The sequence below is a fragment of the Glutamicibacter sp. NPDC087831 genome (assembly GCF_044742845.1).
In the GTDB taxonomy this organism is placed as follows: Bacteria; Actinomycetota; Actinomycetes; order Actinomycetales; family Micrococcaceae; genus Glutamicibacter.
The window spans coordinates 482,066-498,917 of the sequence record NZ_JBIUVH010000001.1 but is presented as its reverse complement, the minus strand read 5'-3'; the positions used below and the strand labels follow the sequence as shown (position 1 = coordinate 498,917).

The following is a 16,852-nucleotide window of genomic DNA, read 5'->3' as shown; positions in this document are numbered from 1 at the left end:
CAAGTATCCGGGCTCACAATTTCCGATCGCGGTAAGCGTAATTACTGTTCAGGTGCATTATTTGGCGGTCTCGTCAAAGCCAGTACCACAGCGCTGGTGACGTCATATCCTGCCTCATGGCAGGCCATGGCCGCGTGCCGCAACGTCGAACCGGTGGTTAGGACGTCGTCGACCAGGATGACCGGCTGGCCATTAGCGCTGGCACGCTCGGCAACGAAATGGGTCCGGCCGCCGCGCCGGTCTGAACCGCTCTTGGTTTTCTGCGCCCCGCCCAAGGCGGAACCGAGGCGGTAGTGCAGCAGCGTGCGGCACTCTAGATCTGCCGACAGCAGCCCGCGAGCGAAGCCGTGGTCGAGCATCGTCTTCACCGGAGAGTAGCCACGCTGCGCTGTTGCCTTGAGCGAACTGGGCACCGGCACCACCAGGGTAGGAAGATTCGCGCGCTGCGGGATGCATCCGGCGTTCAGCGCGGCAGCAAGATAAGGGGCGAAGAGCGAGACGAGGAAGTAGCGCTGCTTGTTCTTGAATGCCAGCAAAGCCCGAGCCAGCTCCTTGCCGTAAGCGCCGCAGGAACTAACGGCAAGCTGCTGGCCGAGCGCGGGAAGCTCGACATAGAGATGATGCGTGTCCGGCAGGGGCGGCAGGCTCAGTTGGCGTTGGATTTCACTGCGGCATTCGGGGCAAAGCCGAAAATCTGCCCGGGCGCAGACCGCGCAACAGGCCGGAAGCAGGAAGTTCGCGATTTCCCTGGTGCCGAATCCCAGCCAGCGCATGGGCCTGCTGCGGGACAGCTCATCGACGCACCGCAGCCACTCCTCGGGAATTTCCATACGGCCAGACTGGCCGATGAACCGCGTCGATCGGTCTGGTCGCCAACGAGCTGTGGAGCAAGGTCCTGCTTAGCCGGGATAGGCGACGTCCTGGGCAAAATCCTCAAGCTCGTGCCAGGAATTGCCCACGCGGGTATACAGCTTCTCGTTGGTCTCGGCATACACTTCGCGGCGGCTGCCGACACCGGTAGCGATGCCGACCATGCCCAACAGCAGCTGCAGGTGCTCGCTGCCGCCTTCGAAGGTGATCTGGGCCGCTTCAACAGCTTGGTCATCACCGAGCTCGGCAACAATAATGGATCTGTCCGAATCCCATAGCGCGGTATTCACCGGAACTTCTGGATAGATCTTCATTGGCGAATCCGTGAGTCCGCGGGGCACACCTTCAGCATCGCGGATCACGCCGGCGACGTAAACCGACGTGGTCTTGCCGATGGTTGCCACGATCAGCGCCCGCGCGCCGTCGCGGGAAATCCGCAAGGAATCGATCTGGGCATCTTCCAGCCAGGCCACATCGATTGGACGGGCTTCACCCTTCATTTCGGTGTCGGCAGGGACCGCCCTGATCGGGGTAGCTGCCCCGTTATCCGCGGTCCAGGTCCAGCCGGCCAGATCCATGGACGGCTGGATGAGCTCCTCGCCCTCCAGCGAAAGGCGCAGGCTGCCCTTGTCGTCAATCCCCCACAGCTGGGTGCGGCGGCCGTTGAGGAAGGCATAGCGATTGCCGACCGGAGACATGGCCGGGTCCCGTGGGTTGTATCCGGAAATATCCGGGACGCCGCCCACCGGAATGATCGAGAGTCCCTTGACGTAGACCAAGTACTGGTCCGAAATGCCGATCAGCGTATCCTGCGTGCTGGGGTTGGACGTAGCCGGCTCGAAGTTAGTGTCTTCGGTCGAAAGGTTGACTTCGTTTTCCTCCCGCAGCAGCTTTACCGAGTCCACCGGAGCTAGGCTGGTCAGCGTGGCTTCCATCTGCTGCTTCATCAGCAAGATGCTCCGGTCGGTAGCATCTGCGAAGGTATTGGAGTTCAAATCGATGGTCGCTTCGCCATCGCGCACCGGCACCGCTGAACGCACCAGTCCGCTGGCCGTCGAGAAAGCGGAGACGACAGCATTTTGCAGGTACGGGGCTGGTCCTGCCAACAAGGCTTCCACCATCGACGTGGTGGTGCCCGAACCCGAGGTGAACCACCGTATGTCGGGAACCAAATAGGCGAAGCTCGCATCGTAGAAGTACAGGGTCTGCGCGGCAAAGATCTTGGTGAACGTCGAGGCTTCGAGCATCGTGCCGTCCGGGGCTTTGGTAATGCGCCATTCGTCGTCTACCTTGGCGACTTCGATATCCACTGCACGGGTCGAGTGATCCGGGTAGTCGGTGCGCACGCCATGCGCGTCGACTTCACCGGTGATTTCGAGCTGGATGGTGTACTTGTTCGCATCGGCCCCGTTGACCACATTGAAGGCATCGTAGATCAGCGTCTGCGTATCACCGCGCCAGGTGTTGCTCAGCTGCGCGTCCATGAATTCGCGGGAGACAGCATAATCTTCGGATACCGAACGCCCAGCCTCGACGAACCCCTCGACGATGGCCCTGGCATCAGCACCTGCTGCCGGTCCATCGGCCGCATAGCTGTAGCTTTCAGCCCCGCTGGTGTCGGTTCCGGCTTCAATCTGCTGGACGGTGGAAGTTCTAGGAATCGAGGCGCAGCCAGAGATCGCAAGCGCAGCAGCAAGGATGATCGCGAGGCTGGAAAAGAATTTCTTCCGCATCAGCTCTCCCCTTCCTTCTTCTGCTCGTTGCTGCCGAGGTTCGGATTGGTGACATCGTCATCTGGCGAATCCGCATCCAAATCCGGATCAAGAACCAGCGGCGTGTATCCGATCTTTGGCACTTCACCGGTCAGCGGGAAGCTGTCTCCCAAAATCACCGTAGCCAGGCTTTCAGGAACTGGCGGTTCCAGTGGAAGCGGCGACGAAGCGATCTCCAGGTCCTCGCTGCGTGGCAAGGTCAGGCGGAAGACCGAGCCGACCCCCGGCTTGCCCCACGCTTCCAATCGGCCATCGTGCAACCTGGTGTCCTCCATCGAGATCGACAAGCCCAGGCCGGAACCTCCGGTGGTCCGTGCACGGGCCGGATCAGCGCGCCAGAATCGGTCGAAGACGTGGTTGCACGCCTCTTCGGACATGCCGATGCCGTAGTCGCGCACGGTGATCGCCACCGCGCTCTGGTTGGCGCCGATGGTGATATCGATTGGCTTGCTTTCACCGTGCTCCACCGCGTTGAGCACCAGATTGCGGATCACACGCTCGACGCGGCGCGGATCCACTTCTGCGACGCAACCGTCGCTGGGCGCGTTCAGGCGGATGAGCGAACCGTATTCATCAGCCACCGGGGTGGCGGTATCGATAACCTTGCGGGCTATGACGTTCAAGTCCGTTGACTCACGGTCAAGCACCGCGACGCCGGCATCGAAGCGGGACACTTCCAGCAGGTCATTGAGCAGGTGCTGGAAACGCTCGATCTGGTTGTACATCAGTTCGGCGGACCGCGCGGTAAGCGGATCGAAGTCCTCGCGGGCATCGTGGATCACTTCGGCAGCCATGCGCACGGTGGTCAGCGGGGTGCGCAATTCGTGCGAGACATCGGAAACGAAGCGTTGCTGCATGGCCGAGAGATTATTCAATGCGGTGATCTGCTCTTGCAATGAATGGGCCATGTGGTTGAAGGCCGTCCCCAATCGGGCCACCTCGTCCTTGCCGGCGACCTTCATTCGGCGGTCGAGGTCACCGGAAGCAATCCTCTCCGAAACATACGCGGCATCGGCCACCGGGCGGACCACGGTACGGGCGACCGACCACGCAACGAAGCCAACCACTGCCAGCAGAATCAGCCCGGTGAAAGCCATCGCACGATTGATGAATTCGAGGGTATCCTGCACGCTGGACAGGTCGTAGACCAGATACAGTCCGTACTCGCGTCCAGGCGGAATCAGTACCTTGGTGCCGACAATGAGACCGGGCTTGGTTGCGGTATCGGCACCCAGCTCGATGGAACGCCAATAGATGCCTTGCTCCCCTGCAACCCGCTCCGCGAGATCGCCAGGGATCACGCGGGTGGTCAGGGAACCGGAAGCCATTGGCCCAACATAAAGGCTTTGGTCACCGGCAATGGGCATCAGCACGAAATCGCGGACTACGGTTGCGCCATCGCCTTCCAGGGAAGCCAAGGTCGAATTCACCAGGGCCTGGGTGGAGGCGCGATCGGTGGTGGAAGCCGATTCGAGAATGGAGCGGGCCTGGACCAGGCCGCGTTCCGATTCCTTGGATATCTGGTTCACGCGCTCTTCGAAAAGCGTGGAGGCGATCTGGTTGGAAAGGAAGGCGCCGGCGGCAACCAAAGCCAGCGCAGTGAAAAGCAGCGTCGAAATGACGGTGCGGAACAGCAGGTGGCGTTGCCAACGCAGCTTGGCGGTGTGCCAGGGACGCTTGATCCACTGCTCGATTTTGCTCCACCGGGCGGGTTTGGACTGCGACTGGGCATGCACATCGACCGGAACCAACTCTGCACCGGTCGACGTGTGCGAACTCAACTTGCCGAACCAGCCTTGTATCCGACACCGCGAACGGTCTCGATAATCTGCGGCTTCTCCGGGTCAATTTCAATCTTCGAGCGCAGGCGCTGCACGTGCACGTTGACCAAGCGGGTATCTGCAGCGTGCCGGTAGCCCCAGACGGCTTCCAGCAGCTGCTCGCGGCTGAAGACCTGCCATGGCTTGCGGGCCATGGTGACCAGGAGGTCGAATTCCAGCGGGGTCAGCGACACGACATCGGTTCCGCGGGTCACTCGGTGCCCGGCCACGTCGATGGTCACTTCGCCAACTTGCAAAGTCTCCGCGGCGTGGGTTTCGCTTGGACGCAAACGGGCTCGCACGCGGGCCACCAGCTCGGCTGGCTTGAAAGGCTTGGGCACGTAGTCATCGGCACCGGATTCCAGCCCGCGGACAACGTCGGCAGTGTCCGACTTGGCGGTGAGCATCACGACGGGAACGTCGGATTCCGCGCGGATCTGCTTGCATACCTCGATGCCGTCAATGCCAGGCAGCATCAGGTCAAGGAGCACCAGGTCGGGGTTCGCTTCACGGAATGCTTCCAGAGCACCGGAACCGTCGTAGCAGAATGAGGCATCGAAGCCGTCATTTTGCAGGACAATGCCAATCATTTCCGACAACGCTTCGTCATCGTCAACGACTAAAATCCGTGCCTTCATCCCATGTCCCCCTAAAACCGTAGGTTTGAGGTTTCAGCCAACTGGCCAAACCGGGTAGATCCGCTACCCCACTATTCCTAAGATACATGATCAACCGCCCTTTTCGGGCTGTGACCGGCAGGAATCAGGCAGTTAGCTACGCATCGACGCGTGTCTGCTCCAACGCTTGGGCGTAACTGGCCAGCCGTCGCAGGTTCTCGATGGCCTGCGCCGAGCTGCTGCGCGAGAAGTCTCCACGCGGCATCAGGGTTAGTGCACCTAGCTGCCCCAAGCCCAAGCCCAGCTGACGCCAAGGACGAAGAATGGAGTTCACCCCTTCTACAACACCTGGTGCCCGGGTTCCGGGGGCGAGCACCTGCAAGAAGACGCGGCCCCCGCCTTCGACAAGTCCCGCTACCCGCTCCCACTTGCGGTGCGTCAAGCCTCCAGGGTCGATGACCAGCGCGCCGGCACCGGCTTGGTGCAGCAGATCCACCCGTTCAATCCAGTGTTCATCCTGGGTAGGCAGATTCAGCAGCGAGGTGACCCGTTGGCCTTCGGCCTCGCCAGCGAGCACCTTGAAGAACTGCGCATAGGCGCTTCGCACTTCGGCGCGTGGGATCGAGCGCAGGGTCCGGTATCCGCTGGCGGTACTGATTGTGCCGTCGAGCGCGTCGCCCAGCAGCGGCTCATCAATCTGGATAGTGAAGTCCGCCAGCGAGGTAATGCGGGCCAGTCGGTCCAGATGCTCGCGTGCTCCGTGGGCGTAGGACTCGATGATGTCGCGGCGCGCCCCATGATCGCTGATCACCCGCTCCCCGTTCGACAGGTACAGGCTGGCGGCCAAGGTCCACGGACCGAGCAAGGTGAGCTTGAGGCGCTGGGCAGGTTTCGCTTCCGCGCCGAGTACATCAGCTAGCAGATTCTCGTCACTGCGCAGGATGCTGCGGGCACGACGGGCATCGATACCGTCCTTGGCACCGATCCTCCAGCCGTGCGGCTGCAGATCGAAGCCGAGGTCTGCCAGCAAGGTGGCGCTGCGCCCTACCGCATCGGCGCCGACGCCACGATCCGGCAGCTGCGGGAAGACCGCGAGGTTGGGTTCTCCCAATTCCCCGCGCACCACTTCGTGGATGGCCGACGGGTCGCTGCCCGGGAACTGGCAGAAAGCGGTGGCGTGAACATCGCGGCGTTCAGCGGCCTCGTGTTCCTGCTCAGTCATTGTTGTGCGAGTCAGAAATGTTCTGGTGGTGGCGGATGACTTCAGAGATCACGAAATTCAGGAATTTTTCGGCGAATTCTGGATCAAGATGCGCTTCGTGGGCCAGGGCGCGCAGGCGCTCGATCTGCGCCTTCTCGCGGCTAGGGTCGCTCGGCGGCAACTGGTGCTCGGCCTTCAGGACCCCTACGCGCTGGGTCGCCTTGAAGCGTTCAGCCAACAGGAAAACCAGCTGCGCATCGAAGTTGTCGATGCTGCCGCGGATGGCGTACAGCTCTTCGAGGACTTCATTCTGGACCTCGCCCTGCAACGAGCTGGCGTGCGGGTCGAATGACTGGGTGGTCTCAGTGTTCTTCGGCTCGTTCATGATCACCAGTTTACGGGTTCGCATGACGGATTACCCACAAGGTGACATGCCCCGGACACGGTGCCTGACCGTGCCCGGGGCATGCCCGTTGTTCCTTGATTGCCAGCTGCTCAGGAGGCGTTCAGCTGTTCAATCAGTTTGCGTCGCTGCGCCTGTTCGCGCGGGTCCGGAACCGGAAGCGAGGCGATCAGGCGCTGGGTGTATTCATGCTGCGGGTTGGCCAGGACCTTGGAGCCCAAGCCTTCTTCCAGCAAGGTGCCCCGGAACAGGACGCCCACCCAGGTAGCCAGCTGGTCCACCACTGCCAGATCATGCGAGACGAACAGGGCTGCGAAGCCCAGTTCGGTCTGCAATTCGCGGAACAGCTCCAGCACCTTGGCCTGCACCGAAACGTCCAGTGCGCTGGTTGGCTCATCGGCAATCAGCAGCTTCGGCTCCAAGGCCAGTGCGCGGGCCAGCGACGCGCGCTGGCGCTGGCCGCCGGAGAGTTCGTGCGGGTAGCGGTTGGCAAAACCGGCTGGAAGCTGCACGGCCTCAAGCAGTTCGGCCACCTTGTTGCGGGTCTGCAGCGGGTTCAGATCACGGTGCACGGCCAGTGGCTCGGCCACGCATTCGCCTACGGTCAAGTGCGGATTGAAGCTTGCCGCTGGATCCTGGAACACGAAGCCGATCTGCTCACGCAGCGGCTTGAAGGTGCGTTCCTTGAAGTGGGCCATCTCGTAGCCCAGCACCTTCAGCGAGCCACCGGTGATGCGGTTCAATCCCGCGATGCTGCGTCCGATGGTGGTTTTCCCCGAACCGGACTCGCCCACCAGTCCGTAGACCTCGCCGGCGTGGATCTTCAGATCCACCTCATCGACCGCGGTGAAGCCCGGGGCCCCGAGGCGTCCCGGGAAATGCACCTTCAGGCCCTTGGCTTCCACCAGCAATTCAGCATCCTGGTTCGGACGTTCGACTAGTCCCTCCGAGGCGCTTTCGCGCCCCAGGTGCGGCACGGCAGCCAGCAGGGACTTGGTGTAGTCCTCTTGCGGTGCTTCGAAGAGCTGGATCGATGGTGCTTGCTCAACGATCTGCCCCTGGTTCATCACGATCACGCGGTCGGCGATATCGGCCACCACCCCCATATTGTGGGTGATGATGACGATCGCGGTACCCAGCTGATCACGCAGGTCGCGCAGCAGCTGGAGAATTTCAGCCTGCACCGTGACATCCAATGCGGTGGTTGGCTCATCTGCCACAATCAGTTCCGGCTTCAGGGCCAGCGCCGCGGCGATGACCACGCGCTGCTTCTGGCCACCGGAGAACTGGTGCGGGTAGTAGTCCACGCGCTGCTCTGGATCCGGGATGCCGACCTGGCGCATCGCCTCGATGGCGCGCGTCCTGGCCTCCTTCTTGGAAATCCTGTTGTGCGCGCGGATGCCCTCCATGATCTGCCACCCCACGGTGTACACCGGGTTCAGTGCCGTGGATGGTTCCTGGAAGACCATGGCCACATCCCGGCCGCGAGCCGCGCGCAGCTCGCGGCCGCGCAGGGTGAGCATGTTCTTGCCTTTGAGGTAGACCCCGCCGTGCGAGGCACCGTTCTCGGCCAGGATGCCCAGAGCAGTGCGTGCCGTGACGGACTTGCCGGATCCGGATTCGCCCACGATGGCCAGGATCTCGCCGGCCCTGACTTGCAAATCAACGCCGCGCACTGCCGGCACTGCGCCGGCGTCCGTGACGAAATCAATGTTCAGGTCTTCGATGCGCAAGACAGCGGGTGTGCCGACGTTGGCCTCGGAGTCGAGGAGAGGACTGTTGGTCATTTGTTTGCTCCTACCTGTCCGGACTGGGTGATGCGCTTGGCCTTCTTGCGGCTGAAGCGGCGCAGGCGCGGGTCATTGAGGTCATTCATGGACTCGCCAACCAGGGTCAAGCCCATCACGGTGAGCACGATGGCCAAGCCCGGGAACAGGCCGGTCCACCAGATTCCGCTAGTGGCATCTGACATCGCTCGGTTCAGGTCGTAGCCCCATTCCGAAGCACTGGTCGGTTCGATGCCGAAGCCCAGGAAGCCCAGGCCCGCCAGGGTCAGCAATGCCTCGGTGGCATTCAGCGTGAAGATCAGCGGCAAGGTGCGGGTGGCGTTGCGCAGCAGGTGCGCGAACATCACTCGCCATGGGCTGGCGCCGATCACCTGTGCGGATTCTACGAAGGGTTCCGCCTTCAGCCGCATCACTTCGGCGCGGACCACGCGGAAGTACTGCGGGATGAATACCACGGTGATGGAGATGGCCGCTGCCATCACGCCGCCGAAGAGCGAAGACTGGCCCTGGGAAATCACGATGGACATCACGATGGCCAGCAGCAGGGATGGGAACGCGTAGATCGCATCGGCCAACACCACGGCGATGCGGTCGAACCAGCCGCCGAGGTAGCCGGAGATCAAGCCCAGCAATACGCCCAGGAACAGGGACATGACCACGGCCGCCAGGATCACCCAGATGGCCGTCTGCGCACCGAAGAGGGTCCGCGAGAACACGTCATAGCCGGTGGCGGTGGTGCCCCAGATGAATTTGCTGTCCGGAGCCGCCTGGCGCGGGAAGTCCCCGGATGCATCCGAGGACTGCGCGAAATCGAAAGGCGCAATCAGCGGCGCGAACAGGGCGGTAACGATGAACAGGCCGGAGAGCGCCAGACCGGCAACCAGCATGCCCCGCTGCAGGCCCGAGGACATGCGCAGGTGGGAGATGACCGGGAGCCGGTCCAGCCAGGACTTGTTCGAAGCCGGCAAGGTAGCTGTACTCATGATTAGTACCTGACTCTCGGGTCGATCAAGGCGGCCAGCACGTCAACGATGAAGTTGGTGACGGCGACGATAATGGCCAGCAGCACCACGATGCCCTGCACAGCCACGAAGTCGCGGGCGGTGAGGTATTCGGCGAGCTTGAAGCCCAAGCCGGACCATTCGAAGGTGGTCTCGGTCAGCACTGCTCCACCGAGCAGCATGGCAATCTGCAGGCCCATGACGGTGATGATCGGGATCAGCGCCGGACGGTATGCGTGCTTGGTGGTGAGGCGGAATTCGCTGACGCCGCGCGAACGGCCGGCTTCCACGTATTCGCGGCCCAGCGTGCCAATTGCGTTGGTGCGCACCAGGCGCAGGAACACGCCGCCGGTGAGCAGGCCTAGTGCCAGGGCTGGCAGGATCGCATGCTCGGTGACATTCCAGAAGGCAGCGCTATTGCCGCTGCGCAGCGCATCGAGCCAGTAGATGCCCGATGGGCTCTGCAGGCCGGTCAGTTCAAGCTCGGTCTGCCAGTCGGCACGGCCGCTGATCGGCAGCCAGCCTAGCCATACGCCGAAGACCAGCTTGAGCAGCAGGCCGGCGAAGAACACCGGGGTAGCGTAGGAAAGGATTGCAAGGATGCGCAACACGGCATCCGGGTAGCGGTCGCGGAACTTCGCGGCAACCAGGCCCAGCGGGATGCCGACCAGCAGTGCGACGAGGACCGCGTTGATGGCCAGTTCCAAAGTTGCCGCGCCGTAGGTGGCCAGCACCTCGGTGACCGCCCGGTTATCGCTCATGGTGCGGCCCAGATCGCCGGTGAAGATCTGGCCCAGGTACTCGAAGTACTGGATCAGGATCGGCCGGTCGTATCCGGCTTCATGGATGCGCTGGGCCAGCTGGTCCGGGGTGAGCCGTCCGCCCAAGGCTGCGGTGATCGGGTCGCCGGTCACGCGCATCAGGAAGAACACCACTGTGATGAGGATGAAGACAGTGGGAATGATCAGCAAGAATCGGGTAATCAGGTAGCGGAGGAATCCTCCGCCTTTTTGCTTTGCTGGTTTGGGTGTTGCTAGCGGGCTTGCTTCTTGGCCCGGTGGCGACGTGATGGTCATCGTCTGTCCTTATGGTTCAGGATGCGTGGCAATGCGCCGCCTTGAGCGGTCAATGACGGCGCATGCCAAGGGGATCCACCGCGCGCACCAAGGGTTGGCGCGTGGCAGATCCCCTCAGGTTTGGTGTCTGCGAGGCGAGAGCCGAATTACTTGCTCAGCACACCGAGACGGAACTTGAACGATGCGTCCAAGGTCTTGTCAACGTCCTTGACGTCCTTGCCTGCAATGGCCACCTGGGCACCCTGCAGCAGTGGAAGCGTGGACAAGTCCTCAGCCACCATCGTCTGCAGTTCTTCGATGGCCTTGGTGCGCTCCGCAGCGTCGACCATTCCTCGCTGATCGGAGATCAGCTTGTCAACCTCGGGGTTGTCGTAGTTGTTCGAAAGGAAGTTCTCCTTGGCAAAGAACGGCGAGAGGTAGTTGTCCGCATCCGAGTAGTCCGGGAACCAGCCCAGCTGGTAGGCCGGGTAATCCGTGACGCGCTGCTTCTGGTAGGTCACCCATTCGGTGGACTTCAAATCCACTTCGAACAGGCCATCGGCCTCCAGCTGCTTTTCAACCAGTGCGTATTCGTCACCGGAGTTCGGGCCATAGTGATCCGGGTTGTACTGCAGCGCGAGCTTGACCGGGGTCTTCACTCCGGCATCTTCCAGAACCTTCTTGGCCTTGGCTGCATCCGGCTTGCCGTCGGTGCCGTACATGTCCTTCAGCGGCTCGGTGGCGCCGGTGAAGCCTTGCGGCACGTACGAGTAAGCCGGGGTGTAGGTGTCCTTATAGACGTTCTTCGCGATGGCTTCGCGGTCCACAAGGTGCGCCGCTGCCTGGCGTACGGCCAGTGACTTCGCTTCATCAGCATCATCGGTCTTGGCACCGTATGGCATGGAATCGAAGTTGAAGACGATGTAGCGCAGCTCGCCACCCGGTCCCTTGTGGACCGCCAGATTCTCATCCTTGCCCAGGTCTTCGATGTCGGTTGGGGTCAGCGAACGCCATGCGACGTCGATCTTGCCTTCTTGGACTTCGAGCTTCAGGTTATTGGCGTCCGCGTAGTACTTGATCGCTGCCTTGTCGTTGGCTGCAGGGCCCAGAACGCCCTGGTAGGACTCGTTAGCGCTGAAGGAGATCAGGTTGTTCTTGTTGTACGAATCAATAACGTATTGGCCTCCGAAGGCCTTGGCCTCAACGATCTTCTGGTCGTCCATGACTGCGTCTGCGGGGAAGACTTCGTCATCGACGATCGGGCCGACCGGGGAAGTCAGCACCTGCGGGAAGGTCTGGTCATTGCCGACCTTCAGCTTGAAGACTACGGTAGTGGCGTCAGGCGCCTCGATGGACTCAACGTTGCCCAGCAGCGAGGATGGGCCGTTAGGGTCCGCGATCTTCAGCTGGCGGTCGAAGGTGAACTTGACGTCCTTGGAATCAAGGTCGTGGTCATTGGCCCACTTCAAGCCCGGCTTCAGCTTGACCGTGTATTCAGTCGGGGTGGTGAACTCTGCGGACTCGGCAAGGCTCATCGATGGGTCCGGGCTGCCCGGCTCGGAGTTGAGCAGGAATGGGTAGATCTGGTTCATGACCATGAACGAACCGTTGTCGTAAGATCCAGCAGGGTCCAGGGAGGTCACTTTGTCGGTGGTGCCCAGGGTGATTGGAGCGCTGGCATCGCCGCTGCCGCCCTCTTCATTGCCACTGTCTGCAGCTTGGGTGCAGCCGGTCAGAGCCAGGGCAGAGATACCCACAACGGCTGCTGCGAGTCGCAGCCCGTTCTTCTTGCGAGTCATGAGTCATCCTTCGTCTAGGTACATGCATGGGCTGTGATGATTAACACATGCTTCACATAGCCTAAGTGATGCAGGGCACAAAATACGAATGGAACCGGCGGAAATTGGCAAAAACGTGGTCTCGACGCCCACTTTTTGTGCTTCAGCCCATAGCCTTTCTAACTCAATGGTGAGATGGGTTGGGATTCCTTCCGGCTCGTTGGCCAGGTGGCATAAGCTAGATGTCAATGATGACTCGTAGAGACGCGGCAATCGCGTTGGATATCCCAGTAGAAATGGCCAAGCGCCACGGCATTCCTTCCAAAATGAGCGAAGCAGAATTCCGTGAGCTGAACACCAATCCACCAGCTTGGTTGGAGCAGTCGCGCGCCAACCGCACCGGCAAACGCCCCGTGTGGATTCATCTGGTCTGCGAAGTCTGCGGCTTCAGCGAATACGAACGCCCCAAGAAGTGGTGGCCTGCCTTCGATTTCGTTCACTGCCACACCCACTCCCCGGCGCAGCTTCCAAAGCTGGAAAAGGGCAAGACCCGGGTGGAGTACCAAGATATTTCCGCTCATATGTTCGGCATTGTCGATGAAGGCTAAAAGCTGAATACAACACAATGGCGAAGGGTGCCGGACCGATATTGGTCCGGCACCCTTCGCTGTCGCGCAAGCTCGTGCTCTTCACTCGGTTCATCCCCCTGGGCGTCCTTTCCGCCACGGGAATGCATGCAGCGGGCAACCGGACAGAGTCCAGCATCATCCAGTGCAGGTTCCATGCACCGGCCGTCGGCTGGATCTTGCGAAGGCCTTGAGTACTGCTGCCCGAGCCCCTCGGGCATCTAGCTCGTGGAGGCCTTCCGGATTGGTACGAATTGGTTCTGCCGACTGGAATGATCCGTTGTTCTGGACGATGCGCCCCTATCCGCCCAGCTACCGCTGGTGAGCATTCTCGAGAACATCGCAGCGAGCGCATTGGAAGCCAGGGCATCCGGTGGCGCAACAGGGTCGGCAGCCCAATTCAATAGCGAAACCTAGAGGGTCGAACCAATGCAGTGAGCCAGCAAGCCCCAAGCGGCCCTTGAAGACAGGCCGAATCCCACACACCACCGGTAATCGCCGGCAATGCCGGGCGAATACGTGCCGGACGCCCACGGCCGAAGCGGATGGCCGCCGAGCTCCGTTGCAACCAGCCGTTCGTCTAACTTGAATCACGACGCGAAGAAACCCTTGGTCCAGTTCATTATCTTGAACTGGACCAAGGGTTTCTTTGGATGGCTAATTAATTGACCATGCTGGAGTCCCATTCGCTGGAACGAGCAGAATCGATGGTCGCTTGGCCCAGCACGCGGCTGTCCTGGTAGACGACCATGGTCTGGCCCGGCGCGACTCCACGCATGCCTTCGGGAAGGTTGACAACCAACTCGTCGCGGCCTTCTTCCGAGCGCTCCATGTGGGCTACCGCGGCGACCGGATCGCCGTGCGCGCGCACCTGCACCATGCAGTCGAACTTGTCTCCGCTGAAAACTTCAGCGATCGGCAGGCCAGCCCAGGAAATGCGGATGCCGCGCAGCTGGTCCACAGCCAGCAGGGCCTCTGGACCGACGATGACCTTGTTGTCCTTCGGACGGATTTCCAAGACGAAGCGCGGTTTGCCGTCGGCGGCCGGACGACCCAGTCGAAGACCCTTGCGCTGGCCAACCGTGAAGGCTTGGGCGCCTTCGTGCTCACCGAGCTGGTTGCCCTCGTGGTCAACGATCTCGCCTGGTTTCATCTCGATGCGTTCAGCCAGCCAACCGCGGGTATCGCCATCGGGAATGAAGCAGATGTCATAGCTATCTGGCTTGTTCGCCACGGTCAGTCCGCGCGCTGCGGCTTCGGCGCGAACTTCCGCCTTGGAGGGAGTCTCGGCTAGCGGGAACATGCAGTGTTCCAGCTGTTCGTGGGTCAGCACGCCCAAAACGTAGGACTGGTCCTTGGCCCAGTCTGCGGCTCGGTGCAGCTCCGGGTTGCCCTCGGAATCGCGCAGCACCTTGGCGTAGTGCCCGGTGCATACCGCGTCGAAGCCCAGGGCCAATGCCTTTTCCAGCAAGGCAGCGAACTTGATCTTCTCATTGCATCGCATGCAGGGATTCGGGGTGCGGCCAGCTTCGTATTCATCCACGAAGTCCTGCACCACGTCTTCTGCGAAGCGGTCCGAGAAGTCCCAGACGTAGTATGGGATGCCCAGCTTGTCGCAGGCACGCCATGCATCATTGGAGTCTTCCAAGGTGCAGCAACCGCGCGAACCGGTGCGAAGGGTCCCCGGCATGCGAGACAGGGCCAGGTGCACGCCGACCACATCATGGCCGGCTTCAACTGCGCGGGCCGCGGCTACCGCCGAGTCCACGCCTCCGGACATCGCTGCTAGTACTTTCATCGTGTAAAACCTGTTCCTGCCGTGTGGATGCTGCTTTCATCGGCTGCCATGCCAGCCTTCTTTGCCTGAGCATACGCTTGGGGCAAAGCCTCTAATAATGCGTCAACGTCGGCGCGTGTGGATGTATGCCCCAATGTGAAGCGTTGCACACTGCGCGAGGTGCGCGCATCGCGTCCCATAGCCAGCAAAACATGCGAAGGCTGCGGAACACCAGCGGTGCACGCCGAACCGGTGGATGATGCGATGCCAACCATGTCCAAGCCGAATAGCAAGGAGTCCCCCTCGCATTCCGGGAAGGTGAAGTGCAGATTGCCCGGGAGGCGCTGGCCCTCATTGCCCTGATCCCGTGGTCCGTTCAGCACCGCTTCCGGAATCAAGCCGGTGATCTTCTCAATCGCATATTCACGCAGTTCGCTCAGCCGCGCAGCTTCCTGCCGCAATCCAGAACGCACCGCGGTAGCCGCGGCGGCAAAGCCGGCCGCGTGGGCAGCATTCAAAGTCCCCGATCGCAGCTTGCGTTCGTGTCCACCGCCGTGCTGGACCGGGGTGAGCACAATATCGCGGCGAACCAGTAGCCCGCCGATGCCTACCGGGCCACCGATCTTATGCGCGCTAATCGCCATGGTGGCCAGATTCGAGGAGCCGAAGTCGACCGCGAGCGCACCAAAGGCCTGCACCGCATCCGAATGCACCGGGACCCCGTACTTGCCAGCTAGGGCAGCAAATTCACGGATCGGCTGAACGGTGCCGACTTCATTGTTGGCCCACATCAAGGTGGCCAAAGCGATCTGCTCGTGCTGCTCTTCAAATAGCTTTTCGGCCGCCTGCAGATCAACGACACCGTCTTCATCCACGGCGAGCCACAGCAAGGTGGCATTCTCATGGTCCTGCAGCCAGGTAGCCGTATCCAGGACCGCATGGTGCTCAATGCCGGTGAGCACGATGGCACGCGCCTGCTCATTGGCCGCCACGCGGTTCCAGAACAGTCCCTTCAGCGCCAAGTTATCCGATTCAGTCCCACCAGATGTGAAGATCAATTCGCTGGAGTGCGCCCCGGCGGCCATGGCGATAGCTTGGCGGGCATCATCCACCGCACGGTTGGCGCGACGTCCGGCCCCATGCAAAGAAGACGGGTTTCCGGTGCGGGAATACTGTTCGGTGATGGCAGCCAGAGCTGCTGGATTCAGATCGGTGGTTGCCGCGTGATCCAGGTATACGGCGGAAGTTTTCATAACACTTCAATGGTACGGGGTGGGGCGCCCTAGTTTGAATGGCCGATCCGTGTGAATTGGCCAACCTCAATGGCCTCCAGCGCCGGATTGTTCAAGACCGCCTCAATCAATGAAGCAGGACCACCCAGGATGGTGCAATCATCAAACGGTTCTGTCGACAGCATCCAGGAATGGTCCGCCGCAAACGCCAGCGCCGGGCGCTGGCGTTGGGCGCCGTCGGCAGTTCTGGCCCATTCGGGCTGCGCCAGGAACTCCGCGTCCGCTTCGAACAGGTGGTAGTTCCGGTATCCGCCACCCAGGTCGAACGGTTCTGCCTGGATGATCTCGGGACCAAAGGCAGGTTTCTGCGCCTCGGCGAGCGCCAACTCGTACACCCGCTGGTTCTCGTCATCGCTCAATGCAGGATCCGGCTCGCGCTCAATCTGTATGCGTTCCCCGCCCGCGATAAATGCGTAACCGGCCCACAAGCCCACCACGAACTTCTGGTCTTTGGCAGAAACCCGGACCATTTCGGCGGCTAGTGCTTGCCATTGTGATTCCGGGAGCTGGTCCAGCGGCAGGTCGGTATCTACCCAGGCGTCTTCGGTCGCAGGATTGCCTTGCGCGTCCAGTCCGGCCACGGTTTCAAAAAGATCCGCGGCGGTGATGATGTGCTTGCGGCTCTGTGCCACCGTCTCCCAGCGCACCAACTGGTCATCTTCATCCAGTGCTGGGTGAAGGATGCGGACGTAGCGTTCGTAGCCATGCGGGATCTGGGCTACTACCGTGCTGGGGTCGGCTGATGCACAAGCTGCGGCGATCCATTGCCCGTGGGCTGCGGAGAGGTGTGAAAACTGCATGGTCCAAGCCTAGCGAGAGCAGCGGGCGGATTCCTCCTCCGAACCGTGGTCGG

At 61.5% G+C, this 16,852-nt stretch carries 14 protein-coding genes; 1 reads left to right on the top strand and 13 read right to left on the bottom strand.

Annotation, left to right across the window (positions count from 1 at the left end; genetic code table 11):
• Positions 1-41: 41 nt before the first annotated feature.
• The 10 genes from ACIOJF_RS02455 to ACIOJF_RS02410 form a co-directional block, all read right to left on the bottom strand.
• Entirely contained in the window at positions 42-830 is a 789-nt protein-coding gene (locus tag ACIOJF_RS02455) for a hypothetical protein (RefSeq protein ID WP_332498147.1), read from the bottom strand.
• Between the two features lie 69 nt (positions 831-899).
• Entirely contained in the window at positions 900-2,603 is a 1,704-nt protein-coding gene (locus ACIOJF_RS02450) for an LpqB family beta-propeller domain-containing protein (RefSeq protein ID WP_105656822.1), read from the bottom strand.
• Positions 2,603-4,423 carry an MtrAB system histidine kinase MtrB gene (gene mtrB, locus ACIOJF_RS02445; protein ID WP_105656823.1) on the bottom strand — a complete coding sequence of 607 codons (1,821 nt, stop codon included), beginning with the start codon at positions 4,421-4,423 and terminating at the stop codon, positions 2,603-2,605. Before mtrB ends, ACIOJF_RS02450 begins: the two co-directional genes overlap by 1 nt.
• Complete coding sequence (gene mtrA / locus ACIOJF_RS02440; RefSeq protein ID WP_105656824.1) at positions 4,420-5,100, bottom strand: MtrAB system response regulator MtrA; 681 nt, start codon at positions 5,098-5,100, stop codon at positions 4,420-4,422. The genes mtrB and mtrA overlap by 4 nt, the downstream gene beginning before the upstream one ends.
• Before the next feature lie 136 nt (positions 5,101-5,236).
• The gene (locus tag ACIOJF_RS02435; protein WP_105656825.1) at positions 5,237-6,301 is read right to left on the bottom strand and encodes a hypothetical protein; all 1,065 of its coding nucleotides are present in this window, start codon (positions 6,299-6,301) and stop codon (positions 5,237-5,239) included.
• Entirely contained in the window at positions 6,294-6,665 is a 372-nt protein-coding gene (locus ACIOJF_RS02430; protein WP_105656864.1) for a chorismate mutase, read from the bottom strand. Before ACIOJF_RS02430 ends, ACIOJF_RS02435 begins: the two co-directional genes overlap by 8 nt.
• A 110-nt stretch (positions 6,666-6,775) precedes the next feature.
• Positions 6,776-8,470 carry an ABC transporter ATP-binding protein gene (locus ACIOJF_RS02425; RefSeq protein ID WP_105656826.1) on the bottom strand — a complete coding sequence of 565 codons (1,695 nt, stop codon included), beginning with the start codon at positions 8,468-8,470 and terminating at the stop codon, positions 6,776-6,778.
• Positions 8,467-9,453, bottom strand: coding sequence for an ABC transporter permease (locus ACIOJF_RS02420; RefSeq protein ID WP_105656827.1), 987 nt, complete (start codon positions 9,451-9,453; stop codon positions 8,467-8,469). The genes ACIOJF_RS02425 and ACIOJF_RS02420 overlap by 4 nt, the downstream gene beginning before the upstream one ends.
• 2 nt (positions 9,454-9,455) lie before the next feature.
• A complete protein-coding gene (locus ACIOJF_RS02415; protein WP_105656828.1) occupies positions 9,456-10,547 on the bottom strand; it encodes an ABC transporter permease in 1,092 nt (363 codons plus the stop codon).
• Positions 10,548-10,693: 146 nt separating this feature from the next.
• A complete protein-coding gene (locus ACIOJF_RS02410; RefSeq protein WP_133834292.1) occupies positions 10,694-12,325 on the bottom strand; it encodes an ABC transporter substrate-binding protein in 1,632 nt (543 codons plus the stop codon).
• Positions 12,326-12,552: 227 nt separating this feature from the next.
• Between ACIOJF_RS02410 and ACIOJF_RS02405 the strand changes: the two genes are divergently transcribed.
• A complete protein-coding gene (locus ACIOJF_RS02405) occupies positions 12,553-12,912 on the top strand; it encodes a hypothetical protein (protein WP_105656830.1) in 360 nt (119 codons plus the stop codon).
• Positions 12,913-13,591: 679 nt separating this feature from the next.
• Here the strand turns inward: ACIOJF_RS02405 and mnmA are convergent.
• Genes mnmA through ACIOJF_RS02390 form a run of 3 tightly spaced genes read right to left on the bottom strand, consistent with a single transcriptional unit; the run spans position 13,592 to position 16,799 of the window.
• Positions 13,592-14,728: a tRNA 2-thiouridine(34) synthase MnmA gene (gene mnmA / locus ACIOJF_RS02400; RefSeq protein WP_105656831.1), complete on the bottom strand. Its 1,137-nt coding sequence runs from the start codon at positions 14,726-14,728 to the stop codon at positions 13,592-13,594.
• Positions 14,725-15,960 (bottom strand): cysteine desulfurase family protein, encoded by a 1,236-nt coding sequence (locus tag ACIOJF_RS02395; RefSeq protein WP_105656832.1) that lies wholly within the window; start codon positions 15,958-15,960, stop codon positions 14,725-14,727. The genes mnmA and ACIOJF_RS02395 overlap by 4 nt, the downstream gene beginning before the upstream one ends.
• A 29-nt stretch (positions 15,961-15,989) precedes the next feature.
• Positions 15,990-16,799 (bottom strand): hypothetical protein, encoded by an 810-nt coding sequence (locus tag ACIOJF_RS02390; RefSeq protein ID WP_105656833.1) that lies wholly within the window; start codon positions 16,797-16,799, stop codon positions 15,990-15,992.
• Positions 16,800-16,852: the final 53 nt, after the last annotated feature.

Bases quoted from the DNA above. Each gene is read 5' to 3' on its own strand.
- ACIOJF_RS02410 (WP_133834292.1), bottom strand. From the start codon at position 12,325: ATGACTCGCAAGAAGAACGGGCTGCGACTCGCAGCAGCCGTTGTGGGT.
- ACIOJF_RS02425 (WP_105656826.1), bottom strand. From the start codon at position 8,470: ATGACCAACAGTCCTCTCCTCGACTCCGAGGCCAACGTCGGCACACCC.
- ACIOJF_RS02395 (WP_105656832.1), bottom strand. From the start codon at position 15,960: ATGAAAACTTCCGCCGTATACCTGGATCACGCGGCAACCACCGATCTG.
- mtrA (WP_105656824.1), bottom strand. From the start codon at position 5,100: ATGAAGGCACGGATTTTAGTCGTTGACGATGACGAAGCGTTGTCGGAA.
- mnmA (WP_105656831.1), bottom strand. From the start codon at position 14,728: ATGAAAGTACTAGCAGCGATGTCCGGAGGCGTGGACTCGGCGGTAGCC.
- ACIOJF_RS02415 (WP_105656828.1), bottom strand. From the start codon at position 10,547: ATGACCATCACGTCGCCACCGGGCCAAGAAGCAAGCCCGCTAGCAACA.
- ACIOJF_RS02430 (WP_105656864.1), bottom strand. From the start codon at position 6,665: ATGAACGAGCCGAAGAACACTGAGACCACCCAGTCATTCGACCCGCAC.
- ACIOJF_RS02450 (WP_105656822.1), bottom strand. From the start codon at position 2,603: ATGCGGAAGAAATTCTTTTCCAGCCTCGCGATCATCCTTGCTGCTGCG.
- ACIOJF_RS02455 (WP_332498147.1), bottom strand. From the start codon at position 830: ATGGAAATTCCCGAGGAGTGGCTGCGGTGCGTCGATGAGCTGTCCCGC.
- ACIOJF_RS02405 (WP_105656830.1), top strand. From the start codon at position 12,553: ATGATGACTCGTAGAGACGCGGCAATCGCGTTGGATATCCCAGTAGAA.
- ACIOJF_RS02390 (WP_105656833.1), bottom strand. From the start codon at position 16,799: ATGCAGTTTTCACACCTCTCCGCAGCCCACGGGCAATGGATCGCCGCA.
- ACIOJF_RS02420 (WP_105656827.1), bottom strand. From the start codon at position 9,453: ATGAGTACAGCTACCTTGCCGGCTTCGAACAAGTCCTGGCTGGACCGG.
- ACIOJF_RS02435 (WP_105656825.1), bottom strand. From the start codon at position 6,301: ATGACTGAGCAGGAACACGAGGCCGCTGAACGCCGCGATGTTCACGCC.